General features: G+C 45.8%; 20 protein-coding genes. 11 read left to right on the top strand and 9 right to left on the bottom strand.

Annotation, left to right across the window (positions count from 1 at the left end):
* Positions 1-12: 12 nt before the first annotated feature.
* Positions 13-1,368 (bottom strand): sigma-54 dependent transcriptional regulator, encoded by a 1,356-nt coding sequence (locus NL646_RS05005; RefSeq protein WP_253663923.1) that lies wholly within the window; start codon positions 1,366-1,368, stop codon positions 13-15.
* Between the two features lie 268 nt (positions 1,369-1,636).
* On the opposite strand from NL646_RS05005, the gene NL646_RS05010 reads away from it, so the two are divergent.
* Both NL646_RS05010 and NL646_RS05015 read left to right on the top strand, forming a co-directional pair.
* Complete coding sequence (locus tag NL646_RS05010) at positions 1,637-3,709, top strand: sensor histidine kinase (protein ID WP_253663924.1); 2,073 nt, start codon at positions 1,637-1,639, stop codon at positions 3,707-3,709.
* 233 nt (positions 3,710-3,942) lie between these two features.
* Entirely contained in the window at positions 3,943-5,334 is a 1,392-nt protein-coding gene (locus NL646_RS05015) for a glycoside hydrolase family 1 protein (protein WP_025507394.1), read from the top strand.
* Between the two features lie 92 nt (positions 5,335-5,426).
* On the opposite strand, the gene NL646_RS05020 is transcribed toward NL646_RS05015, so the two are convergent.
* Positions 5,427-7,463 (bottom strand): PhoX family phosphatase, encoded by a 2,037-nt coding sequence (locus NL646_RS05020; protein ID WP_253663925.1) that lies wholly within the window; start codon positions 7,461-7,463, stop codon positions 5,427-5,429.
* Positions 7,464-7,820: 357 nt separating this feature from the next.
* Here NL646_RS05020 and NL646_RS05025 point away from each other — a divergent pair, with 357 nt between their 5' ends.
* Positions 7,821-8,159, top strand: a complete 339-nt coding sequence (locus NL646_RS05025) for a YggL family protein (RefSeq protein WP_005459294.1) — start codon at positions 7,821-7,823, stop codon at positions 8,157-8,159.
* A gap of 615 nt (positions 8,160-8,774) precedes the next feature.
* Here NL646_RS05025 and NL646_RS05030 read toward each other — a convergent pair.
* Positions 8,775-9,641 (bottom strand): helix-turn-helix domain-containing protein, encoded by an 867-nt coding sequence (locus tag NL646_RS05030; RefSeq protein WP_005459287.1) that lies wholly within the window; start codon positions 9,639-9,641, stop codon positions 8,775-8,777.
* Between the two features lie 168 nt (positions 9,642-9,809).
* On the opposite strand from NL646_RS05030, the gene NL646_RS05035 reads away from it, so the two are divergent.
* The 4 genes from NL646_RS05035 (at position 9,810) to NL646_RS05050 (ending at position 13,339) form a co-directional block, all read left to right on the top strand.
* Positions 9,810-10,055, top strand: coding sequence for a hypothetical protein (locus tag NL646_RS05035; protein ID WP_020841707.1), 246 nt, complete (start codon positions 9,810-9,812; stop codon positions 10,053-10,055).
* A gap of 536 nt (positions 10,056-10,591) precedes the next feature.
* Positions 10,592-11,482 (top strand): LysR family transcriptional regulator, encoded by an 891-nt coding sequence (locus NL646_RS05040; protein WP_017448038.1) that lies wholly within the window; start codon positions 10,592-10,594, stop codon positions 11,480-11,482.
* 457 nt (positions 11,483-11,939) lie between these two features.
* Positions 11,940-12,845, top strand: coding sequence for a 30S ribosomal protein S6--L-glutamate ligase (gene rimK / locus NL646_RS05045; RefSeq protein ID WP_005459235.1), 906 nt, complete (start codon positions 11,940-11,942; stop codon positions 12,843-12,845).
* Between the two features lie 65 nt (positions 12,846-12,910).
* Complete coding sequence (locus NL646_RS05050; protein WP_005459284.1) at positions 12,911-13,339, top strand: RimK/LysX family protein; 429 nt, start codon at positions 12,911-12,913, stop codon at positions 13,337-13,339.
* Between the two features lie 66 nt (positions 13,340-13,405).
* On the opposite strand, the gene NL646_RS05055 is transcribed toward NL646_RS05050, so the two are convergent.
* Positions 13,406-14,131 (bottom strand): MBL fold metallo-hydrolase, encoded by a 726-nt coding sequence (locus NL646_RS05055; protein WP_021451066.1) that lies wholly within the window; start codon positions 14,129-14,131, stop codon positions 13,406-13,408.
* 311 nt (positions 14,132-14,442) lie between these two features.
* Between NL646_RS05055 and speA the strand changes: the two genes are divergently transcribed.
* The 4 genes from speA to NL646_RS05075 all read left to right on the top strand — a co-directional run bounded on the left by speA (position 14,443) and on the right by NL646_RS05075 (position 21,396).
* Positions 14,443-16,365 (top strand): arginine decarboxylase, encoded by a 1,923-nt coding sequence (speA, locus tag NL646_RS05060; protein WP_005459323.1) that lies wholly within the window; start codon positions 14,443-14,445, stop codon positions 16,363-16,365.
* A gap of 1 nt (position 16,366) precedes the next feature.
* Positions 16,367-17,287 (top strand): agmatinase, encoded by a 921-nt coding sequence (speB, locus tag NL646_RS05065; protein WP_005393578.1) that lies wholly within the window; start codon positions 16,367-16,369, stop codon positions 17,285-17,287.
* Between the two features lie 411 nt (positions 17,288-17,698).
* A complete protein-coding gene (gene emrD / locus NL646_RS05070; protein WP_005459347.1) occupies positions 17,699-18,904 on the top strand; it encodes a multidrug efflux MFS transporter EmrD in 1,206 nt (401 codons plus the stop codon).
* A gap of 326 nt (positions 18,905-19,230) precedes the next feature.
* Positions 19,231-21,396 (top strand): S9 family peptidase, encoded by a 2,166-nt coding sequence (locus NL646_RS05075; protein ID WP_253663926.1) that lies wholly within the window; start codon positions 19,231-19,233, stop codon positions 21,394-21,396.
* A 209-nt stretch (positions 21,397-21,605) separates the two neighbouring features.
* Here the strand turns inward: NL646_RS05075 and NL646_RS05080 are convergent, their stop codons facing one another.
* The 5 genes from NL646_RS05080 to NL646_RS05100 all read right to left on the bottom strand — a co-directional run bounded on the left by NL646_RS05080 (position 21,606) and on the right by NL646_RS05100 (position 26,242).
* Positions 21,606-22,586, bottom strand: coding sequence for a porin (locus tag NL646_RS05080; protein ID WP_029846957.1), 981 nt, complete (start codon positions 22,584-22,586; stop codon positions 21,606-21,608).
* 215 nt (positions 22,587-22,801) lie between these two features.
* Positions 22,802-23,671: an ABC transporter substrate-binding protein gene (locus NL646_RS05085; RefSeq protein ID WP_005459366.1), complete on the bottom strand. Its 870-nt coding sequence runs from the start codon at positions 23,669-23,671 to the stop codon at positions 22,802-22,804.
* A 35-nt stretch (positions 23,672-23,706) separates the two neighbouring features.
* Complete coding sequence (locus NL646_RS05090) at positions 23,707-24,582, bottom strand: metal ABC transporter permease (protein WP_005479618.1); 876 nt, start codon at positions 24,580-24,582, stop codon at positions 23,707-23,709.
* On the bottom strand, positions 24,582-25,316 hold the full coding sequence (locus tag NL646_RS05095) for a metal ABC transporter ATP-binding protein (RefSeq protein ID WP_253663927.1): 735 nt from the start codon (positions 25,314-25,316) through the stop codon (positions 24,582-24,584). The genes NL646_RS05090 and NL646_RS05095 overlap by 1 nt, the downstream gene beginning before the upstream one ends.
* Positions 25,316-26,242: a metal ABC transporter substrate-binding protein gene (locus NL646_RS05100; RefSeq protein WP_015312818.1), complete on the bottom strand. Its 927-nt coding sequence runs from the start codon at positions 26,240-26,242 to the stop codon at positions 25,316-25,318. Before NL646_RS05100 ends, NL646_RS05095 begins: the two co-directional genes overlap by 1 nt.
* Positions 26,243-26,254: the final 12 nt, after the last annotated feature.

Below are 26,254 nucleotides of genomic sequence, written 5' to 3' on the forward strand. Positions count from 1 at the left end.
CTATTACTCCATTCACGAATCGGTGTAATCGGAGCGATTCAGACCAAATTTTTGCATTTTCTGATTTAAGGTGCGACGTGGTAAATCGAGCTCTTGCATCACTTCATTAATCCGTCCTTGGTGCCTCACTAAGGAATCATGCAACACTTTGCGCTCAAAGTTGTGCAGCTGAATCATCAACGGCACACCCGCTTGAGTTTCTTCCGTAGTTGACGACGGGCGGCTAGAAAGAATTTCCATCACAGAAACCGTATCATCCAGCGCGAAACGCATTGCGACGTTACGTAATTCGCGCACATTTCCTGGCCAAGCGTAAGAAAGCACGGCATTTCTGTCGGCATCACTCAACGGTCGACTGTCTGAATTTGTTTGCAACGCAAAGTGCTCAAACAGAATCAACGCGTCTTCTTCTCGCTCCCTAAGCGGCGGTAAGTAGATCTGTGCAACATTAAGTCGGTAATACAAATCTTGGCGGAACTCTTCATGATCGTTGAGATCTTCTTTCGCGGCAGCGATCACTCGCAAATCCACATTGATCTGCTGGTTACCACCAACTCGTTCGACAGTATGTTCTTGCAATGAGCGCAGCACTTTCACTTGCATTGAAAGCGGCATGCTCTCAATTTCATCGAAAAACAATGTGCCTTTATCGGCGTATTCGAGTTTGCCAATCCGTCGTTTACTTGCTCCGGTAAAAGCGCCGGGCTCGTGACCAAACAGCTCACTTTCGAACAGATTTTCGGGAATCGCTCCACAGTTTATCGGTACGAAACGATGTAATTTTCGTTGGCTTTCTTTATGCAGGCTGGTAGCCACCAGCTCTTTACCACCGCCCGTTTCACCATAAATAATGACGTTAGTATCAATACGCGCTAGCTTTGCAACTTGTTCACGCAATTGCTGCATGACTCGGCTTCGGCCAATCAGCACTTCCTCGAGCCCACTTACGCTCGCGAGATATTCTTGACGATCTTGCGTTGACGTCTGCGCTCGATAAGTCTCGACCGCTTCAGTCACACGTTGCGAGAGTCGCTCTGGCTGAAATGGTTTCTCAATAAAATCAAATGCGCCCTTTTGCAACGCACTCACCGCCATATCCACATCCCCATGTCCGGTGATCAGGATAACGGGCGTTTGGATATGATGGTCAATAAGGCTTTCTAAAATCGAGAGACCATCGCTATCAGGCAAGCGAACATCGCTGACAACAGCATCAAAGTCTTGACTTAGTATCGCCGCCTTTCCAGCGTCACCGGTACTGAATGCCTCAACGTTAAATCCGGCCAGTTGCAGCCATTGGCTAGTTGCCTGACGAACAATGTCATCATCTTCAATAAGTGCGATGTTGGGGGTGCTTTCAAAAGCCATGAATTACTGCCTGTTTAAAACGTCTTTCGTAACGGTAGCAAAAACCACGAGGGAGAAAAGGAGCTAGATCTCACTTCTTAATTACAACTCTTTAACATCCAATCAGTTAGGCGCACTCTGTCTCAATCTGGATAAGTAATCACTGTGAACCGCACAGGAAAAATCTAAATCGGCAAACCTGCATGTGGATTGGGTCATCAATCAAGATGAGGCAGAACTGAAAATCAATAACTTATCTTAAGAAAACGAGGACTTGGATGGAGTCGGTATGACGCTCAGCGGAAAAGGGAAAACGTGGTTGCTTGTGATTTTTGCAAGCGCGATGGTGCTATTTTCTTACAGTGCTAGTCGTGAAATCGCCCACCAATTGCTCAGCGCACAAACGCAAACCGAAGCGCAACAAAAACTACTGGATTACATCGGCGAAGTCCGCCGAGCACTGAAACGCTTTTATCACCTGCCTTATTTAGTCACCAACAATCCCGAAACTATTGCGTTTGTGAAAGGCAATTTGACTTACTATGAATCGCTGCAAGCCCAGTTAACCCAACTCGACAAAGCCGCGAACACCGAAGGTTGGTTGATCCTCTCCACCTCTGGTGAAGTGTTGGTTTCCAGCCTCATCGATGAACGATTTAGCCGTTCAGATCGACGTGCCATTGTTGAACAAATTCATCGCCAAGGTGAAGGCGTCTCTCTGGTAAATAAAACCAAAGGCTCGAGCCCTCTGTATTATTTATCGGCACCGATTTTTGATGGCCTTAACATCGCGGGTATTGTCGTCGTACAAATTAACTTGAGCCTTCTGACGGAACAAACCATCACCAGCCAAGACATTATTACACTGCAAAACCGCCATCAGCGTTTCTTCCTGTCGAGCAGTACCACTTACAACGCGGACTGGTTCAATGAGCCAAACCATGCAGTAGATGAGGAAACACAAAAGCTCTACGACAACACCGTGATCCATTTTTGGACGCTGGATCAACAACGCTATTTTGCCCATACCGTTAAATTGGATGACCTCAATTGGTATGTCAGTTATCTCATCCCGACCAAGCCAGTTCAACAAGCCATTAATGTCATTGCTTGGAGTGTCGCTGCACTGCTGTTATTGATGATTTTGTTGGTCATCATCGGTTTACAACGGCACCAGAAAAACCAGAACCAACAGCGTATTCAGGCTCTACTGGAGGAATCCCAAAGGCGACTTAAGCAGATGATCAACAAAACTCACGTTGGGTTGCTGTTGATCAATGAGCAAGGACAGCTATTCGATCTCAATCCAATGGCTAAGCGGCTGTTTTGCTTGCCGGAAAATGTCAATCGTCAAACTTTTGCTTGGGAGTTGTTTGATGCAGGTAATCCCAACTCAACCACGCTCACACTGCTCAGAGATCTACCAAAACATAAGGAGCTGGCAGAAATCAGTGCCGTTGAAACGATGGCAAGGCGAAGTGATGGGAGCGTTTTCCCGGTGCTGTTCTCATTAACGACCTTTCCTTGGCACGGAGAGCTGTATTTTCTTGCCACCCTCATCGATATCAGTAAACGCAAAAAGGCTGAACAATCGCTACAACTCATCAACCAAGAGCTAGCGCAGCGGGTAGAAGAGCGCACGCAAGCGCTACGTCAAGCTCAGGAGCAATTGATTGAATCGAGCAAAATGGCGGCGTTGGGCCGCATGTCGAGCGCGATTACCCACGAGTTGAATCAACCTCTTACCGGATTGCGCACCCTTCTCACCACCAACGAGTTATTAGCAGAACGCGGCGAAACCGCCATGATGAAGGCCAATAATGTGCTCGTGCAAAAGCTGATTGACCGCATGGCAAGCATGACGAGCCAGCTCAAAACATTCGCGTACAACAAACCTGAAAAGCTACAAGCGCTGTCGTTAACCAGCGCGTTGGAAGAGACGCTGCGTGTCTATCAATCTCAGCTGGCGAATGTGGATGTTCGCGTTCGAATACCTAGCGATCTGCCGCAAATTCAGGGGGAAGAACAACGCTTACAACAAGTGCTTGGCAACCTGATATCCAATGCGCTTGATGCCATGCAATCTAGGGACAATCCCCAACTTTCAATCGTTGTAACACCAACTAACAGACACGTTGAAGTGGTGGTCAGTGACAACGGTTGTGGCGTGGCACTAGAACAACTCGACACCATTTTCGAACCATTCCAAACCAGCAAAAAAATAGGCGAGGGCTTGGGTTTAGGACTGTCAATCACCGCGAACAACATGCGAGACATGAATGGGCAAGTCACAGCACAACGCAATCCTGGTTCCGGTATGTCGTTCATCTTGCGATTTCAGCTCGCCAATACGATTGATTGAGCCAACTAAAAGTGACTTACACAGATATTTATTCAAAAATCAGCAGTGATACTCGCAACTCAACCCCCAAGCGGCTATCGGATCTGGCTTCGGTTGGCGTCTTTTCTAAAACCGAACAAATCGCCCTTCAGAAAGTCGATCTGGCTACAAGAATCGTGATGTGACCTGCACTATTCTCAAGCAAAGAAAAATCCAAGTAACTGCAATTTTCTAATGATAAAAGAGTGAGAAACATGATTAAGTTTCCAGATAATTTCCTTTGGGGTGGTGCCATTGCTGCAAACCAAGTAGAGGGGGCATACAACCTTGGGGGTAAAGGTTTATCAACATCAGATATGTTGCCAAACGGCATTCTGAGCCCGCATCAAACGCGTGAAGAACGAACACCAGGTATCAAAGATCTTGCGATCGATTTCTACAATCGCTATCCAGAAGATATTGCCCTGTTTAAAGAGATGGGATTCACCTGCCTGCGCTTGTCCATCGCTTGGAGTCGTATTTTTCCTAATGGCGATGAACTGGAGCCAAACGAAGAAGGACTGGCGTTTTACGACAACATTTTTGATGAGCTAGCCAAACACGACATGCAACCATTTGTGACGCTTTCTCATTACGAGATGCCTTACGCCTTGGTTGAGAATTATGGTGGTTGGGGCGATCGTCGAGTGATCGAGTTTTTCGAGCGTTACGCTAAAACCGTGTTAGAACGCTACAAAGATAAGGTCAAACTGTGGCTTACCTTCAACGAAATCAACATGTCTCTGCATGCACCATTTACTGGGGTTGGTTTGCCAGAAGACGCAACAGAGCAACAGATTTACCAAGCGATTCACCATCAATTGGTGGCGAATGCTAAAGCAGTGAAGCTGTGCCAGGAAATTGTACCGAATGGCAAAATCGGCAACATGTTACTGGGTGCCATGAACTACCCATACACTTGTAACCCTGATGATGTGTTAGCCGCCATGCATGAAAACAACAAGTGGTTGTTCTTCGGTGACGTGCAAACTCGTGGTCAGTACCCTGGCTATATGAAGCGCTATTTCCGTGAAAATGGCATCGAAATTCAGATGCAAGACGGCGATTTAGAAGACATCGCCTCGGCCAGTGTCGACTTTATCTCCTTCAGCTACTACGCCAGTGGCTGTGCGAGCGCGGATCCGAAACAAAAGGAAGTCGGCAATATTGTTGAGAGCGTGCCGAACCCATATTTGGAAAAGAGCCAATGGGGCTGGTTGATCGATCCCAAAGGTCTGCGTATTTTGCTGAACTTCTTGCACGATCGCTACCAAAAGCCGCTCTTTATCGTGGAAAATGGTTTGGGAGCGAGAGATGAATTTGACGAAAATGGCGAAATTCAAGATGACTACCGCATAGCCTACCTCAACGATCACCTAGTGCAAGCGCACGAAGCCATTCTTGATGGCGTGGAATTAATGGGTTTCACCAGTTGGGGGCCGATTGATTTAGTAGCCAATTCAACGGCAGAAATGAGCAAGCGTTACGGATATATCTACGTTGATCGTCACGATGATGGACAAGGCACTTTAGAACGTAAACGCAAAAAGAGCTTCTACTGGTATCAGGATGTGATTCGTACCGCAGGTGGTTCGTTAAAACGCTAACGCACATATGTCAATGACAGCGAAACACAAGCCTAAACATCAAGCCCTGCAATTGCAGGGCTTGAGTTTTAAGGTCTTAATACACGATGAGATTAAACCGCTATTTCGCCACCATCTTCACGACGAATCACAACGGTTGCAGCACGAGGACGAACTGTAGTTCCAGCCGGAGTTTCTTGCGCGGCATCATCATTGTATGGCCAGTTACCAGGGTGTTGAATGTTTACAAATAGCGATTTGTAATCTGGGCTAATGGTAAAGCCTGTCACTTCACAACCGTTTGGACCAACAAAGAAGCGTTTCAGCTCTGCTTGGTTGTCTGCACCGATCACTGCTTGATCGCCATTTTCATTCGTGAGATTAGATGGTACAACCGCCAGCATTTGGTCGTTGGTGTAAGACGTGACTTCATCTGCGCCGTTATCAGTTTGAATCCAAAGAATACCGCGACCATCAAATGCCAAGCCATCTGGACTTGCAAACTGGTTAAACTCATTCAAGCCAGAACGGTTTGTGTCTGCATCACCATTTGCAGGCGAACCAAAGACAAAGATATCCCAAGTAAAGTCTGTCGCAGAAGTGCCTTCATCCCAACGAATAACGTGACCAAACTTGTTGTTTAAGCGTGGGTTTGCTGGATTCGTTTCGTCTGTGCGGCGCGTGTTATTGGTTAGCGTGAGGTATACAGAGCCCGTGAATGGGTCAACCGAGCACCATTCAGGACGATCCATTGGCGTTGCGCCAACAAGGTCAGCCGCACCAGCCGTATTAATGATAACTTCCGCTAACGAGTTAAAATGATCAGCAAGCGTGCCACCAGATGTCGTCACACTATCAAGCGTTAGCGGCAACCAAGTACCTGTGCTGTCTTCATTGAAACGCGCAACGTAAAGTGTGCCTTCGTCCATGTACTTGTCGCCCGTCGCCAAGCGATTCGCAGGATTTGCATCAGCAGGATCCCAAGCCGCTGCAGACTCGAACTTGTAAAGGTATTCAAAACGAGAATCATGACCTGAGTAAAATACTACGGGTTTGCCTGCTTCTAGCTTACCGAAAGCACAACCTTCGTGGCGGAAACGACCAAGCGCGGTACGCTTTTTCGCACGAGAGTTTTGGGTATATGGGTCAATTTCTACAATGTAGCCATGGCCGTTCGCTTCGTTACGGTAATCGTCTGCAGAGCTGGTGCCTGTTGGTGCAACATTAAAACGCGTGAACTCATCTAAACGCTCTTCTGAGTTACCTGCCAATGTTTCCCACAAGTAACGCGTGCTCTTATCATCCACACCAATACGATTTTGTTCTTCTGTACGAGTCCCCGCATTAACGAAGTAGCCAGGCCAGTTCTCTTCACACGTGAGGTAAGTACCCCACGGCGTATAGCCGTTGCCACAGTTGTTTAACGTACCACGAGCTTGGCTGCCATCAGGCGAAAAACGCGTCACAGTAAGCGCCGTGTGAGCGACTGGGCCAGATAAATCCATCACTGTCGCACCAGTGTATCGGCGGTTAAGCGGATCGGTATCCACCAATTTCCACATATTGTCTTCTAGCTGAATACGAACAACGGAAACGCCGTGAGCGTTAATCTCTTTGCGAACTTCATCAACTATTGTGCGAACGCCATTCGCAACTGTTGGACCGTTTGGATGCAGTGCTGATGTATCAATGTATTCATGGTTGATGCAAAGCAGGCCGTCGGTCGTACTGTCATTTAATGGGAAAAAGTGCATGCCATCATGGTGCATGCCCAACGCGTTAAGTTGGTCTGAGCTGGTATTGCTGCCATCATTTTTCCACGCGCTGCCTTGAGCATTCAGCGGTGTACCCCAAGGTACCAGTACCTGAGCGGTATAACCCTGTGGAATAGAAACGGCATCAGTCAACGAGCCAGGAATTGAGTCAAAGTTAAGTACCGCTTTCGAAACGCCAGAACCGTTACTTGCCGACGTGCCAGAGCTCGAAGAGTTACAGCCCGCCAATCCAAAAGCACCAAACGCAGTCATTGCGCTGATACCAAGGCCACCTTTTAAGATGCTACGACGAGATAGACTCGCTTCTAGTACTTCTTCAAAAGGCTTGTTATCGCTTTGGTTATAACGCGTTGCGTCGAAGGTTTCCTTGCTCATTTTTACTTTCCCGATCTTATAGTTAGTGAATAAATTGTTGAACGGCAAGAAGTTTGGAGAAGAAAAATGACAGAAATGCTCAATCTATATGAAACTTGTATTTCAATGATGTGATCACTCAATAAACGAGACACGGCAACTCCGTATCCCTATCGACTCTTCATATATTCCTCCTCTCTCACTTCCCACAGCGAGCAATGCAACACTCCAGAGCTCAAAAATCGTGCACAACGCCAACCTATCCTTAGGTTTGATTACATAATCGCCAACTGTATCGCTTCATTCTGATTTTTCTTGGGCTAAAGTCTGATAGAAGGTATAAGGTGTACGTACTCAAATCATCTACGAGAGAGAATCATGAAATTAGACAAAATCGATAACAAGAACCGTCGTATCCGTAAAAAGCTGTTCTTAGGTGAGTTCGCAATCCTAGGTTTCGAAATCAGCTGTGAAACAGACATCAACGACTTCGACCGTTACGATGCATTCGTTGATGACTTTATCGACTACATTGATACTCTAGGTCTATGCTTTGGCGGCGGCGGTCTGGAGCTATTTGAAGGCTTCCTATGTTCTACAGAACGTTACGGTAGCGCGACAGAAGAGCAAAAAGCACAAGTCGTTGCTTGGTTAGAAGCTCGTCCAGAAGTGAAAAGCGCGAAAGCTGGCGACTTGCTTGACGCAAACTACCTGTAATAGCAGACAAGCAAATACGTTAGAGAAAGCTGGTCTTCGGACTGGCTTTTTTTATGGGTGATGAAACTGAATTTAAAATTAGATTTGAAGTGTTGGTGGTGTTTGGAGCTGGCAATGCGTAGAGAACGTTTGAATTCTATTGCCAGCTCAAGGACTTCGAGTATGGTTAACTATGATTTCTTAGCTGTTGCTTCTTTCGTATCTTTCCAGTACTGGATGCGAACACGATGTAGCTGAGCTCTTCTCATTTTTTTCATAGTAATCTCCCTCATCTTCTATAAGTAACGCTCTTTATGAGCTTATTGTCTAAGGTTTTTTATCCCCTTCAATCTATAAGGGAACCAATTATTTAACCGTGACTCATTTCACAACATAATGATAAAAACGGTTCTATTGCAGCCATTTTTGACACCTAAAACCGATTATTATCTTCCTGACACGGTCAAATTACTCACGAGATATGACAGAAAAATGGCAATCAAGTTCCCTAAATTAACTGTCATTGAATCTTAATAATGACTCCTGAAAAACTTTGCAAGTAATATACCAATTGCACATCACTTTCCGTCGAGTAACTCTTTTCACGTTCTTACTGGCAGTTGCATACCATTCCCATTAAGGCTGAATTCGCTGCTGATAATGCTGGCGGTAGTCGCGTGGTGTTAGTCCTTTGTACGTTTTGAAGTGGCGATTAAACAGGGCTTGATTACGATATCCGACTCGCTCAAACACAATCCCAATCGGCAACGACGTAGATTGCAGCAAATCTGCGGCATGATTGATCCGCAATTTCATTAGACGTTGGCTAAACGGCTCTTTAAAGTGCTTTTGAAACAATCTTGTGACCGCACTTTCACTCAGCGATAAGTAGTTCGCCAAGTCTGCGAGCGTCACCTTAGTTGCAAAGTGTTGTTCGAGATACGCGTTAACACTTGCCACGCGCTCTCTTTCCTGTAGCTCGTGTTCACTCATCGATAAGTATGAGTGAGTCATCAGTGTTTTTGCTCCTTCATCGTGAGCAATCAGAGACAAAACATGGAGAAATCTCGATAGTTGCTCCATTGCAGGAAACGTCATGAGCTCATGCAGAAGATCCACCACGTGCTGAGCTGTCCGTTCAGAAAACACCACACCTTTATTGGCCGCCTTTAAAAGCGGGTCAAGCTTTCTAAGCTCTGCGCAATAGAACATCAAATTGGCAATCCACTCACGCTTAAACCAAATCACATGAGTCTCACACTTGCTTTCGACCAATGTGGAGTGAATTGAATGAGGCACACCAGGCGCGATCAATAGCATTTGGTTGTGAGTCACTTCTAATTCGTGATGACCAATATGCAAACTGCCAGTGAAGTGTCGATGGATGACCAACTCAAACACATCATCGTGAAAATGGAGGTCGTACTCTTTCTCTACCTCATCAATGCGACGATAGCGCCAAGAAAAACCTGGCCTCTGCGGTACTTTTTCGATGTGCGCCATTGGCTACTCCACAAGATAGTATTGTTTCACGCTCAAATAATATCAGTATTGCCGACATAATCTTCATCACGCCGAAATAGTATTGATATTAAACGGCATACTATCAACTTGGAGTTGTCCCTCTCCTTATTCTTGCCTTGTAAAGACAAGCTAACTAAGGAAGCTTTTATGAGCCACTTCACTATCAAGCTACGCCAAATCCTGCACAAGACACGCGATGAATGGGCAAAATTCGCTATCAGAGAAATGGAAATCTCACCTAACACCATCGCCAAATTTTATGGCTACAAATCGAGTTGTGATCTTGAGCAAATTCTTAAACACGATGAAAACGACGCCAACTCGGATATTTGCTCGACTCCTTGTGCGAGATCTCTCACAAGCGATGTAAGCAAAACGACCATCTTTGACTAAGATAAAATCAAAAAATTCATATAACCAATTGAAAATTAAAACTTATAGTATTTTTCATAATATTCGCTGCCAAAGTTTTTTTACCTAGCTGATTGAGAGTAATCAGCAAAACATCAATACTGATTGTGTCGACAGGATGTTGGCGGGAACAGGAAAAAAGCCTAATGGACTAGGTATCTTCAGGATGAAGATTTGGTAGCTTAGGATGAGTTATCAGCAAGGATGTAGTTAAGCTCTAGGATAGAGTTCGCCCGTCAGGATGATAGGCAAGAATGGACACCGCTAGGAAGGCGATGAACAAGGAACTCGGTTAAAGGACTTAGCCACAATCAAGGATAGATGCAGGGAGCACCTATTAGTAGCTGGATTGCTGCGAAAGAGAATAAGCCCCGTCTGGGAAACCAGGCGGGGTTTTATTTTGTTTGCTATTTACCATTCGCGAACCACCCCAATTCACTTCAGCCAATTTATTTCGGGCAGTGCCATGCTATTATTTTCTCAACGTCTCTTAGCAAGCTCACAGCACATCACGCACTATGCTTAATCCCGTTTGGTTACACACGTTTAAGACTCTGGTCGAAGTCGGCCACTTTACGCAAACCGCAGAAAAGCTCTACATGACTCAACCCGGTGTTAGCCAACACATCAAGAAGTTAGAGCAAAGTTGTCAGCATGCCTTGATCAAACGTGAGAACAAAAGTTTCGAGCTCACCGAACAAGGTCGTATGGTTTACGCCTATGCGCTGGAGCTAGAGGAGCGCGAAAAAAGCTTACTAGAAGAACTCAGCTTTGATGATGCCTATTCTGGCCATTGTAAACTCGCTTGTTCCGGTGCGTTGGCCCTCATGCTTTACGGCCCTCTATTAGAGCAACAAACGCAACATCCTAGTTTGTCCATCCACTTAGAAGCCGCGCCAAACCAATCTATTCTTAATGGTATCTCTGAAGGCCGCATTGATATCGGCATCGTGACTGACGCTCCAAACAAAAGCCTCTTCCAAAGCGAACGAATCGGTCGAGAAGCGCTGTGCTTGATCCTTCCCCACGCATATAAAGCCGAGCCCTTAACGCCTGAGATCTTGCAAAAATGCGGTGTTATTGGCCATCCCGATGCCGAGCACTATATGACGTTGTTTTTTGACCAATGTGCAGAGCCACAATTAAAAGAGACAAAAATGAGTGACATGCCGCTTTCAGGCTTCGTCAATCAATTAAGCCAAATATTATTGCCCGTTAGCAAAGGATTGGGATTTACGGTGTTGCCTCAAAGTGCAGTAGAAAGCTTTCCAAATAGAGAAGAATTGCACGTCGCGCAGCTAAAACAAACCGTTTATGAAGATTTGTATTTAGTCAAAAAACGGGGGCGCACATTACCGCTGCGCTATACCACGATAAAAGAGGTGTTATCAGACATCATTGGGAAATAAGCGTCTTTCGTAAAGAAAGTGGGGGGCATTGGTTAAGACCACCTTTTGTATAAGTTTCGTAAAATTTATAGTGGCTAAAAAATCTTTTCTGCTGTGATTTTTGTTCCAAGAACACCAATATGCATGGCCTTGCGCAAGTAAATTCGAGTGTTTTTTGCACGAATTTCGAACTCAATGCCCATGATTTTTTCACTGGTTTTATTCGCTAAACTATTGACACACAATCGCTGTAAGGCGTGATAAATCGACAAATAATTTTTGTCGTAACGAATGCTTTTTTTCGTTTTAAACTTGTAACAAAAAAACCTAAGGTGCGCACCTCTGACGACGTGGTTGTTCAACCACACTTCTAAATCGTTGAAGTAAGTAGGTTATGTCATACCATGATCACCTGCCTACTACATTCTATACTCTATACTTATATTTTAATTTGGTACTGACTTACTAAGGAATTGCCATGCGTATTGCTATTCTCTCTCGTAATGAGAATTTATATTCAACCATGCGCCTAAAACAGGCGGGTGAAGAGCGTGGGCATCAAATCGATGTTATCGACACTCTGCACTGTTATATGGACATTACGAGCAACAACCCTATGATCCGCTATAAGGGTGAAGAATTGCCGCAATACGATGCTGTTATTCCACGTATCGGTGCATCCATTACTTTCTACGGCACTGCTGTTGTGCGTCAGTTTGAAATGATGGGCACATTTTGTGTCAACGAATCTGTAGCGATCAGCCGCTCTCGTGACAAATTGCGTTCATTGCAATTGCTATCACGTAAAGGCATTGGTTTGCCGCGCACTGGCTTTGCTCACCACCCTGACAACATTCAGGACGTGATCAAAAACGTTGGTGGCGCACCTCTAGTCATTAAATTGCTAGAAGGTACTCAAGGCATCGGTGTTGTACTTGCTGAAACAAATAAAGCGGCAGAAAGTGTGATCGAAGCATTCATGGGTTTGAAAGCAAACATCATGGTGCAAGAGTTTATCGAAGAAGCAAAAGGCGCGGACATCCGCTGTTTTGTTGTCGGTAACAAAGTTATTGCTGCAATGAAGCGCCAAGCAAAAGAAGGCGAATTCCGTTCGAACCTTCACCGTGGTGGTTCTGCGCAACTCGTACGCTTAAGCAAAGAAGAACGCGCAACCGCTGTAAATGCAGCGAAAGTGATGGGCTTGAACCTTTGTGGTGTGGATATCCTTCAATCTAAAAATGGTCCTGTGGTGATGGAAGTGAACTCTTCACCTGGCCTAGAAGGCATCGAACTAGCAACAGGTAAAGACGTTGCTGGTATGATCTTCGATTTTATCGAGAAAAACGCTAAGCCAAATTCAAACCGTACTCGCGGTAAAGGTTGATTTTTGTTTAACGCACAAGAGAGCCAAAATCCGGCTCTCTTGTTACTCGTCGCTAGGATGACACTATGAATCAGAAAATGATCATTGGGAATGCCGAAGCTATTTGCTTGCCAGAGTTAGGGATTACTCACCTTGAAGCGCGTATTGATACGGGCGCACAAACATCTTCATTGCATGTAGATAACATTGATTGCTTTGAAAAAGATGGTCAGTCTTACGTTGCATTCGATCTACACCCGGATGTTTATCACTTAGAACAAGTGGTTCGCTGCACAGCGAAGCTAAAGGCAAACCGCAAGGTTAAGTCTTCGAACGGTACTTTTGAGCACCGCTGCGTCATCACCACAATGCTGCGCTTGGGCGACCAAGAATGGCCAATCGACATTACGCTGACTAACCGTGAAAAAATGACTTACATGATGTTGTTAGGTCGTCAGGGTATGGCAGACAAAGTGCTGGTAGACCCTAGCCAATCTCACTTATTGGCGTCTTAACCCCGTAGCTTCAGATGAGTGATCGAACGTTTTTGTTGAGCATCACTCGTCTGGCTTTACCTTCGTCTACTTCCTACGAAATAGCGCAAACAACAATCCCCTCGCTTTAACTTTTGTCACTCGCCAATGGGTCATCGGCTTAGTCGGCGCAGTATGCAGAATGTGCTGATACGCTTTCTCATCAAAAGTCACCTCTCCCCCATGTGCCAAAAGCAAACATTGCGGATTCATTTCAAACACGCGCTTTAATGATTGGCGATATTGGTTTGGATGAAATATGGGAAACGGCGCAATAAGATGCTTCTTAACCTGCACCATTAAATCCGCCACATACAATACATCTTGTTCAGAATGATAAACCGACAGATCTCTATCGGTATGTCCTTGCGTTTCTAGTACCTGCCAATCATCAAACCCCGGAATACACTCACCATCGATGAGTTCGATATCGGGCTTTAGCTTGCGCGAATACCACAGGTTTCGCTTTGGTTTACGCATCCGGTTCGCCATCCAGCGCGCTAACATCAAATCGGTTAAATGCATTAACCAACCATCTACACCGTCATACCACTGGCTTTCTCGCTTTGCGGCTAACACTTTGCATCCGGTCAAATCACGTAGCTTGTGCGCGCCACCAGCGTGGTCTGGATGCATATGAGTCACAACGACCAACTTTAGGTCAGAAAAAGGGCGATGGAGTTGATGTTCAATAAAATCTTTAAGGTGAGAAATGTCTGCTCGACTTGCACCATCAAGCAACAGTAATTTATCGGGATATTCGGCGAGATACATGGTCTGAATGTATCCCTGAATTCTGTGCAGCTGCAAAATATGTCCTTATTTGAGTGAGATTTTTCATGACCGCTTCCTTGCTGGTCAGACCAACTATAACAGCAGAATCGACGCTCCGGTAAACAAATGTTCACACCCGACTACGACAACAAATCATAATCGAGATGATAGATTTTAATCATTAGACTCAGAGGCACTTTTATCCGTTAATGCGCGCACACGGAGTTCGTGTCAGGGTATGAGGTTAATACCTCATGATTTGCTTTTTTGTACTTTTCCTTCTAATTAATTAAGGACTTAAGTACATTTTTGTGAGAATCGAGTTGGAAAAAGCAACTAAATTAGACCGCATCCGCGCGGACTACAACGTTCACTACTGGAGCCAAGGTTTCTACGGTATTGATGACCAAGGCGAGGTTTACGTATCACCTCGTAGTGATCGTGCACATCAAATCCCTTTCAGTGCCATTGTAAATGAGCTAGAAGCGCAGCAGTTAAATCTGCCTGTATTAGTGCGCTTCCCGCAAATCGTGCACCAACGTGTGCATGGAATTTGCCACGCTTTCAACCAAGCAATTGAAGAATACCAATATCCAAACAAATACCTGTTGGTGTACCCAATTAAAGTCAACCAACAACGTGAAGTGGTGGATGAAATTCTAGCGAGCCAAGCTCAACTAGAAACCAAACAGCTTGGTCTTGAAGCGGGTAGCAAGCCAGAATTGTTGGCAGTACTTGCATTGGCTCAACAAGGCAGCTCCGTGATCGTGTGTAACGGCTACAAAGACCGTGAGTATGTGCGTCTTGCACTGATCGGTGAAAAGCTAGGTCACAAAGTATTCATCGTACTAGAGAAGCTTTCTGAGCTGGATCTGGTGCTAGAAGAAGCGAAAAGCTTGGGCGTAAAACCGCGCCTTGGTTTGCGCATTCGCCTCGCCTCTCAAGGTGCAGGGAAATGGCAAGCAAGTGGCGGTGAAAAATCGAAGTTTGGTTTGTCTGCATCGCAAGTGCTTAGCGTTATTGAACGTCTGAAACGCGAAGGCAGCCTAGATGCGATGCAATTGGTTCACTTCCACCTTGGCTCACAGATGGCAAACATCCGTGACGTACGTAATGGTGTGAACGAATCTGCTCGTTTCTACTGCGAACTACGCGCACTGGGTGCAAACATCGAATACTTCGATGTGGGCGGCGGTTTGGCAGTCGACTACGACGGTACACGCAGCCAATCATCGAACTCGATGAACTACGGCCTTGCAGAGTACGCACGTAATATCGTCAACACAGTGGGCGATGTGTGTCAGCAATACGAACAACCAATGCCAGTGATCATTTCTGAATCCGGGCGTTCACTGACAGCGCACCACGCTGTATTGATTTCGAACGTAATTGGTACCGAAACATACCAACCGGAAGAAGTGCATGAACTGGGCGTAGATGCACCACTTTTGCTACAAAACATGTGGCGAAACTGGGAAAACTTACAAGATGGTACAGACGCTCGTGCGTTAATTGAGATCTACAACGATACCCAAAGTGATTTGGCAGAGGTACACTCTCAATTCGCAACTGGCGTGCTTAACTTGGAGCAGCGTGCATGGGCAGAACAACTGTCACTGCGTATTTACTTCGAACTAAGCCGCAAGATGAGCACTAAGAATCGCTTCCACCGTCCGATTCTGGACGAGTTGAGCGAACGTCTTGCAGATAAGTTCTTCGTGAACTTTTCTCTCTTCCAATCTCTACCAGATGCTTGGGGTATTGATCAGGTGTTTCCTGTTCTGCCACTTTCTGGTCTTGGCGATGCGGAAGAGCGTCGTGCTGTGATGTTGGACATCACATGTGACTCTGATGGCGCGATCGATCACTACGTTGATGGTCAAGGCATCGAGAGCACGCTACCTGTACCAGCTTGGAGCAAAGACAAACCGTACCTAATGGGCTTTTTCCTAGTAGGCGCATACCAAGAAATCCTTGGTGATATGCACAACCTATTTGGTGATACCCACAGTGCAGTAGTCAATGTTGATGAACACGGTCAATTTGAGATCAGTTACATCAATGAAGGTGATAGTGTAGAAGACATGATGCGCTACGTTCATATCGACGTGGATGCGATTCGTGACAATTACAAACAATTGGTTTCCCAACGAGTTGAAGCCAATGAACAAGCACAAATCCTAGCAGAACTAGAACAAGGTCTAGCGGGATACACCTATTTAGAGGACTTCTGATATGAATGATTTGTTTACTAAAACCGATTATTCGCTTTACTCCAACTCTATGTCGTTTTTACGTCTACCGTACATTCGTAATCCGGTATCGGCAGACGCAGACGTTGTGGTGCTAGGGGTTCCTCTGGACATGGCTACATCTGGTCGTCCAGGCGCACGCATGGGTCCAGATGCAATTCGCCGTGCCTCAGTAAACTTGGCATGGGAAGGTAAGAAGTTCCCTTGGGACTTCAACGTATTGGATAAACTGAAAGTGATCGACGCGGGCGACCTTGTGTTCGATTGCGGTGATGCGGAAGATTTCACTTACCGTCTAGAGGCGGCAACCAGTGAAATTCTAAAAAGCGGTAAAACCATGTTGGGATTGGGCGGTGACCACTTCATCACACTGCCTATCCTACGTGCTTACGCAAAGCATCATGGTCAAATGGCTTTGATTCACTTTGACGCTCATACGGATACCTACGCAAATGGCAGTTCATACGACCACGGTACGATGTTCTACCATGCGCCGAAAGAAGGTTTGATCTCAGCGAAGAACTCAGTACAAATCGGTATTCGTACCGAGTACAAACAGCAAGATCACGGCTTCAATGTGATTAATGCGATGCAAGCGAATGACATGTCGGTGAACGAGATCTTAGAAGAGATTCGTCGCACCGTCGCAGACAAGCCAGTGTATGTTACTTTTGACATCGACTGCTTGGATCCAGCCTTCGCACCGGGAACAGGTACACCAGTTTGTGGTGGCTTGAACTCAGACAAAGCGCTGAAAATTATTCGTGGCTTAGCCGGCATGAATATCGTGGGTATGGATGTTGTAGAAGTATCGCCTCCATACGACCACAGCGATGTTACCGCACTAGCGGGAGCAACCATTGCGCTAGAAATGCTTTACGCATACGCATCTGGCCGCGAATAAACATAATCATTTCTAAGGGAGCTTCGGCTCCCTTTTTCTTTATCACGGCTTGTTAAGCCTTTTCCTCACCTAGATTCGCTTTTTCCCCCACTAAAGATTGGCACTTTCTCATCTACTGTTTTTATCAGTAGAACCAATGAGCTAGCAAGTACCATATGTCGAATCGACATAGAAACCTCCCCTGAATTGAGAAAATGGCATCATGCGTTTACTCCCACAAAATAATGATTAGTTTTTCTAATCCAAATCATAGATTTTTATCTTGCTCAAGTTCACACTTTTAGATTGCTAATTGTATAGGCAAGCACTAATATCTCGCGCAAATAACCCCGTAACACCAGCAATAAATTGGCACTTCGACTTGGAGAGCTAAGGGTTTTTACGTCTTAAATTTTTTGGAGAGATACGCAAATGTCTGCCTCGTTTCCATTAGCGAAACTTACCTTTTTAATCGCAATATTGACTGCCGTGGGTCAAATGACCCAGACAATGTACGTGCCTTCAATCGGTCATATGGCGGGTGAGTTTTTGGTATCTGCGTCATCACTTCAAGCAGTGATGGCTTGTTACCTGATCCCATATGGCTTGTCTCAATTTGCGTACGGCACGCTATCAGACCGCTTAGGTCGTAAACCGATCATCATTGTCGGTCTACTTATCTACATCCTAGGTACTTTGGTGGCGCTATTTGCACACCAATTTGAGTGGTTCTTGGCTGGTAGCTTCATTCAAGGTTTGGGGATCGGTTGTGGCGGCGCGATGTCACGAACTCTAACTCGCGACTGCTTTGAAGGTGCTGAGCTGCATCGTGCAAACAGCTTGATCAGCATGTGCGTGATTTTCTCACCACTAATGGCACCAGTACTTGGCGGCTACCTAACAGAAGCATTTGGTTGGCGCTCTAGCTACCTATTTCTAGCCCTGTTCGGCATCGCGGTAGTGATTACCATGATGACCAGCATGATGGAGACTCTGCCAAAAGAGAAACGCAAGTTCGAACCAGTGGCAAAAAGCTACAAGCACGTTTTGTCTGACCGCCGCTTCCAAGGCTTTTTAATCTGCCTAGTTGCGACGTTTGCTGGCGTAGGTGTGTTCGAAGCAGCAGCTGGGGTATTACTAGGTGGTGTATTGGCATTACCAGCCACTACCGTAAGTTTGCTGTTTATCTTGCCGATCCCGGGCTACTTAGTGGGAGCAGGTTTGTCTAGCTATATCGCGCAGCGTCGCTCTGAGCGTCGTGCGTTAAATGTTGGCTTGGTGTCGATCTTTATCGGTTCAGCCGTCGTATTAATCCCAGGCTTGTTTGGCGTAACAACTGCACTGACATTAATTGGTGGCGCAACTATTTATTTCCTAGGTGCGGGCATCCTGTTCCCTGCGGCAACAACAGGCGCAATTGCTCCGTTCCCTTACCACGCGGGGACAGCTGGTGCGACTCTGGGTGGCATGCAGAACTTGGGCGCCGGTATTGCAACCTTGCTTGCATCGCTATTCCCAGCGCATAACCAAATGCCGCTTGGTGTTTTGATGATGGCAATGTCAATTGTCGCGATGCTTGGCCTATTGTGGGTACACAGAGCGCACGATCACTCAAACGAAATGCCACAAGTCATTTAACCGCCATTTCAATCTGACCAAAACATTGAAAAGGGACACACGAAATAGTGTGTCCCTTTTTTCATATCACACTCCCTCTATTTATTGATGAGAATGATTTAACTTTAGAAGTGATATTTGTTAAAAATAACAGTTGCTTACACAATGCGTTTTCAAGCCAACAGGTCACAACAATGAGCCGTTCAGAAATGGTGAGAGTATTCACTTCTCGAACCACATTTCTGCTCTCTAAAACAAAAGCGTGACCAGCCTGAAAACTCTCAATGAAACCAAAGTCCATACCCTCAGGATGAGGCAACTTAGGTATAAAATATAAGGATAAACAGATGCGTTTCACTTTCACTACGTTGGCCGTATCGGTCGCGCTTATCGCCGGATGCAGCAATCAAGGAACTCCAACCATGACTCAATATTCCCAATCACAGATCGTTGCTCAGCAAACTCAAGCCCCGGTTGCAAAAAAAATCCCTCACGCGATGACCATTCATGGTGATACTCGCGTTGATAACTACTACTGGATGCGTGACGACGAGCGTAAAGATCCAGAAATTTTGCAGCACCTAGAGCAAGAAAATCAGTATGCGGAAACCGTTCTCAAGCACACTGAAGCTCTTCAAAATGAGCTATTTGAAGAAATTAAAGGTCGCATAGCAAAAGACGACAACTCCGTTCCTGTGCGTAAAGGAAACTACTTCTACTCAAGTGAAGTTACCGGAGATAACGAGTACGAAGTTCATCTTCGAGCGAAAGATTTTGCTGGTAAAGACAAACAAGTCATCTTAGATGTCAATGAACTTGCGAAAGAGCATGAATTTTTCAGTATTGGTGGCCTGTACGTCAGCCCGAATGAAAACTTATTGGCGTATGGCGAAGACACATTAAGCCGCCGTGTTTACACCATTAAAATTAAAGATCTGACCACAGGTAATTACTTACAAGATGAAATTGAAGGGGCGTCAAGCGCTGTCGCATGGCAGAACGACAACAACGCGTTCTATTACATCAAAAAAGATCCACAAACCTTGCTAGGCTATCAAGTTTATCGTCACGTATTAGGCACACCACAAAGCAGCGATGAGCTGATTTTTGAAGAAACCGACAGCGCCTACTACACCTCACTAAGCAAAAGCAAAGATGGTGACGAGGTTTACATTTGGCATTCGAGTACAGAGACCAGCGGCGTCTCCATCATCGATGCGAACAATCCTAAAGCGAAGGCGGAACCGTTCTACCCTCGTGAAGATGGCATTGAATACAGCATTTCCAAGCTAGACAATTGGTATTACATTTATACCAACTATCAAGCCGTCAACTTCCGTTTGATGAAAGTTAAGCAAGAGGAGATGCACGATCGTTCTAAATGGCAAGACGTGATTGCCGCAGATGACAATACTCAACTTGTCGACTTCGAGCTATTCGATGACCACCTCGTCTATGAGCAGCGCTCTAACGGTCTAGCGAGCGTCACTGTGCGTCAGCTTTCAACAGGAAAAGAATTCCCGCTCACATTTAATGACGATGCGTTCGCGGCATACTTAACAGGCAACTTCGAACTGGATAACAAAAAAGTTCGCATTTACTACAGTAGCTTGACTACTCCAGGAACCTACTACGACTTCGATCTGAAAACGGGCGAATCTGAAATCATGAAGCAGACACCTGTATTGGGTGACTTTGATGCGGATAACTACCAATCAGAGCGCATCATGATCAAAGCACGTGATGGAAAAGAGGTCCCTGTGTCACTGGTGTATCGTAAGGACTTGTTTAAGAAAGATGGTACAAATCCGCTTTACCAATACGGTTACGGCTCTTACGGTGCGACCATCGAACCGACGTTCGGCTCTGCACGACTAAGTCTGTTGGACCGTGGTTTTGTATTTGCAATCGCTCACATTCGCGGTTCTGAAATGCTAGGCCGACCTTGGTATGAAGATGGTAAAAAACTCACCAAACAGAATACCTTCAACGACTTTATTGATGTGACTAAAGGTTTAGTTGAGCAAGGCTACGGCGCGAAAGACAAAGTCTTCGCCGTTGGTGGGTCTGCTGGAGGTTTATTGATGGGTGCCATTATTAATCAAGCCCCTGAATTGTATCGCGGTATTGGCGCACATGTTCCATTTGTCGATGTTGTTACGACAATGCTTGATGAATCGATTCCACTCACCACTAATGAGTATGATGAATGGGGTAACCCGAACAACAAAACATACTATGACTACATGTTGAGTTATTCGCCTTACGACAACGTCAAAGCGCAAAACTACCCGAACATGTTGGTGACAACAGGCTTACACGACTCTCAAGTGCAGTACTTTGAACCGATGAAGTGGGTAGCCAAGCTTCGTGAAATGAAAACCGACGATAACGTCTTGTTGTTCAAAACCGATATGGAAGCAGGACACGGCGGCGCATCTGGCCGATTCAAACGTTTGAAAGAAGATGCATTGGAGTACGCGTTCTTCCTCGACTTGCTCGATAAAAAATAAGCATATACACGCCACGCATAAAAATGCCCGCACACTGCGGGCATTTTTTGTTTGGACACATTCTCGAAGCAGAGAAGCAATTTAAGCCTAAACCTCATTCCACCTGCTTAGGGGGAAATCACGACCAAAGCGGAAAGAAAAACGCCTACTCACAACGAGTAGGCGTTAACACAATAAATGTGTTTAGGCAGTAGAAACTGTCCTATTTATTAGAAGTAGTAACGAGCGCCTAGAGTCCAGTAATCGTTCTCTTCGCTGTTGTAGTCATTACCTAGATCGAATTGGTAACCAACGAAAGTAACGAACGAAGGAGTCACTGAGTACTCAGCTTGTAGTGCTGTTTCGCTCTTAAGTGTCTTGTTGTCTTTGTCGTTTTCTACGCCTTCGTAGTTAACGCTGAACGTCCAATCATTTACGCCGTAAGCCAGTAAACCTTCAAGCTGAACTGTTTCTGGAAGACCTAGGTAGAAATATTCGTTCATACCGTAAACTACAGCAGCATACAAACCAGAGCCGTATTTACCGTAGTTAGCAGAGAATACATGAGATGTCGCAGATTCGTTCTTAGTACCGATTTGACGGTCACCGCCACTGTAAACGTAGCCTAGACCAAAGCCTGCTAGCTCAGTGCTCAGAGCGATTTGGCCACGAGCATCATACATATCGTGCTCACCTTGCCAACCAAGACCTAGGTTAAAGCCGAAGCCTTCACCAAACTCAAAACCCTTACGGTAGCTAAGCATACGTTCTGCACGAGCCGAGCCAAGGTTGTATTGATCTGCGTACAAGAAGTCGTTGGCAAACGCGATTGGCAAATCCGCAACACCTGCTACGTCGTAGTATGGTGACCATTGTGTACCAGCAACAACACGGCCAAACTGCTCATGTGTCGCACCAATGTAACCCAAACGAGTGTTGAACGAGCTTTCACCACCGTCTAGTAGTTTGATAGACCATTCGCCTTTAGCGTCAACTGTCACACCATTACCGATGTCCTGTTTACCGCCAACATTGATACGAGGAGATACGTCATGAATGCGTACATCTTCCTCAAAGTACTCACCCACGCCCACAGAAACGTGGCCGCCGATAGAAAGAGATGTGCCTTCGCTGTTGTAAACTTCAGCTGCGAAAGCTTGAGAACCACATGCTAGTGCCGCCACTGCAACGGCTAGAGTTTTCATTTTCATTGTTAACATCCGTATAGTTGTTTGTACCGGTTCGTTTCAAAACAGAATAAAACTGAATCGTTCGCAACGAACAGATAACAAAGTAGTAATGAAATATAAATGAAACAAACACTTTCTTATGCAACTGGTGTTATTTGTGCTTAATTCTTGACCTACGCCACAAAAAAATAGGGAACTTTTCATTCCCTATCATTACTTCTGTGGCATTTTACGTGTTACATCTTCCACCGTGCGAGTGGCTTCTCAGTTTTGATACCCTTACTGCCCCAGCGGTCAATATTATCAATTTGCAGTATGCGATCTGGTGATACCAAAGAAGTTAAGATTTTTGATGGTTTTTTATCCGTCACCAACCATAGTGTTTTATCTTGTTCAAACTGAGCTTTTAAAGATAGTTTGTCTTTTTCACTCCATTCTAACTCTGGTTTGAACTGACGTTTGACGACAAAAAGTTGGTTTCCTGAAGCAAAATCTTCTAGTGATTCACTCATCAACACGATTGAATCGATCTCTTTTTCAAATATCACTGCTTGTTGTTGGTTAATCAACTCACGCACGCTAAGCATTAACGCTTGTTGATTACTTTGGATTTGCTCTTGGAACTGCGGATACAACTTTTGCAGATCGTCACCGACAATGGCTGTCATACGAATTAAATTACTTGGGTTCAACCAAACGTATTTAGATGTGGCTCCATCTTCCAGCTTTAAGGCCGCAACGCCTTGAGCTCTAGGGGAAATCGCTTGTGAAGCATCAATTTCGATCAAACGAATGTTGCCTTGTCGTGCGTAGACATACGTCGGGTCTTGGTCCCAAATGGCTCTCATGGTGATGGCCACGGTTGCGCTCTTTCCTGCCTCTGAAACTTGGTTTGCACCTTTAGTGGCGAACCAATTTGCCATGCGTTCAATGCCATAGCGTTTGGGAGGCAGATATGTGGTTTCCACGCCCGTTCCTTTCATCAGTTGCTCTGACAGCATGTAAGTCACAGGGGTACTGGTTAAAATATCTTTGGCCATCGCCAATGATGACAATGTACTCATCGCCATCAATCCTAAACCTAAAGTAAGAGTTTTCATTTTCATGTCGAGATACTTAAGTTGGGTAGGTAAAAGCGTTATCACGCTTTACGAATAATTCGATAAACCGTTGCAGTTAAGAAGAAAGCAGCGGAAACAATGATGATCGACGCGCCCGATGGCACCGGTAAGTCGAGCTCCATTGGCAATATGGTGCCAACCAAGCAAGCAACCGTCGCAAGCAGAGAAGAAAGCAATACAAAGCTTCCCATTCGCTTGGTGAGCAACCTAGCTGTCGCACCAGGGATCAACAGCAGGGCACCTACTAACACGGCACCAATGATCTTCACTGCGGCGATCGTCACTAAAGTGATCATCATGACGAATAGGTAATCGTAAAAGCTGGTATTGAAGCCACGCACGCGAGCAATATCTGGGCTGATACACGTGAGCAAAATGCGATTAAATGTCGGAATCAGCAGCAGCAGGATGATCAAGCAGCTCACTGCAAGCAACGTGATGTCTCTATCGGTCACCGTCAAAATCGAACCGAACAGTACGTTTTCCAGCATGTGTATGTTGATCTTACGTGCGACGTACATCAGCAACGCCGCCCCGACCGCCAGAGCTAACGCCAGAAATACACCGACCAACGTGTCATAAGGTACATTGGTGCGATTTCTCACGAAGTGCAGCAGCAACGCAAAGATCATGCAGAAGCTAAACAACCCTATGATTGGGTTTTCTGGCGGTTCACCAAGTAAAACACCAATAGCGATACCCGTCAGTGCTGCGTGGCCAACTGCTTCGGAGAAAAACGCCAAACGCTTAGCAATCACTAATGTGCCCAGCCCGCCGAGTAGCGGCCCCAAAATCAGCGCAGCGACCATCGCGTTCACCATAAAAGCGTACGCAAAGCTGTCGCTCAACCATCCAGCATCTACACCACTCACCGCCAGTGCTCGTAACCACTCCATTACGCCGCCTCCGCTTTGGTTGTGTAGTGCTTAAATAGTGTTTCAATACGATCTGGACTCAGAACATCCGAGTGGTGTCCGGACGCCACAATCTGACGGTTAACAACGTGCACTTCTGCATCCAAGCGACGCACCGCAGTGACATCATGATGAACCGCTAACACCGTTTTGCCCTGCGCGACAACTTCATGAATCAACCCTTCAAGGTAACGCACACCTTGCTCGTCCATCCCTGTTGTAGGCTCATCCAACACCAATAAGCTTGGGTCATCTAACAAAGCCTGAGCGAACAACACACGCTGTTGCTCACCACCAGAAAGTTGCCCCATACGACGATCTGAGCGAGCGGCCATGCCGACGCGATCTAATTGCACCAACGCACGTTGTGTTTGTTTGGTTTTACGGCGCCAGAATAGCGGGACTCGTGTTTGGTTCAGCAACACAAAATCCATCACCGTTAGCGGTAAGCTGGCTTCAAACATCGCTTTTTGAGGAACATAACCAACGTTTCCGCCAAGCTTATTGTGAGTCTTACTCGGCCAATGAACGGAAATGTCGCCAGTAAAAGGCGTAAGTCCAAGTACGGAGCGCAACAACGAGGTTTTTCCTCCACCATTTGGACCCATGATCACATGGCACTTGCCCGGCTCGAAGGTTGTCGTGACATTTTGCAATATCACGTTGTCACCGTATTGGAGACTTAAATTATCTATCGAGATAGAAGGACCAAGCATTACGCTTTCTCCTGTGCGTGTTTGCTTGCCACGAACTTCATCGCTTCAATCAAGGTCTCAACATTTTCGCGCATCTCAACTTCCACTTTGTTCGCTTCGTATTCCCCATGCGTCATGTGAGAAAAACGGTAGAGCTTAACTCCTGTCGCTTCTTCGATGGTATCAACAAAGCGATTGGGCATATTCAGCTCGTAAAACAACACATCAATGCCAGATCGTTTGATCTTCTCGATCGTCTCTTGCAGTTGGCTCGCGCTCGGCTCCACGCCATGAGCTGGCTCAATCACTGCGGCAACATCCACACCAAACTCTTGCAGAATGTAGCCGTATGCGTTGTGCGTTGTCGCAACCTTCATACCCGCCGTGTCCAACTCGCCCAACGACAACATGGCATCACGTTTCATCATGCGAAAAGTTTTAGCGTATTGACGCGCGTTTTTACGGTAGAAATCGGCATTTTCAGGGTCGAGCTTGCTCAACTCGCTCGCGATGGTATAAACCTTTTGAATCGTTGTTGAGAGCCCAACGAACGTATGTGGATTCACCGCGCCTTGCCCGACTGATTGTCCCATTGCTGGCAATAGCGGAACTTCTTTGTTGGCTTCAATGACAACGAGATCATCACGTTGCGACGCGTTGATCACCTTCAACGCAAAATCATCATGGCCAATACCATTCACCACTATGACATCCATTTCATTGAGACGTTTTAGATCATTCGGTTGCGGTAAGTAGTTGTGTGGGTTAAAGCCTGCATCCACCAGCGGCAAGATTTCCGCTTTGTCACCAACAACAGCGTGCACATAGCTGAAATAAGGCTGAAGCGTGATACCAATTTTCATTTTGTCACTCGCGAAACTGGACGTGCTAGCGACCAATAAAGCGCAAGATGCAAACATGGAACGTAAAAGCGAACGTGTGATCATAATATGTATTCT

This window comes from Vibrio sp. Y20_XG_PY13 (assembly GCF_024181925.1).
Lineage (GTDB): Bacteria > Pseudomonadota > Gammaproteobacteria > Enterobacterales > Vibrionaceae > Vibrio > Vibrio parahaemolyticus.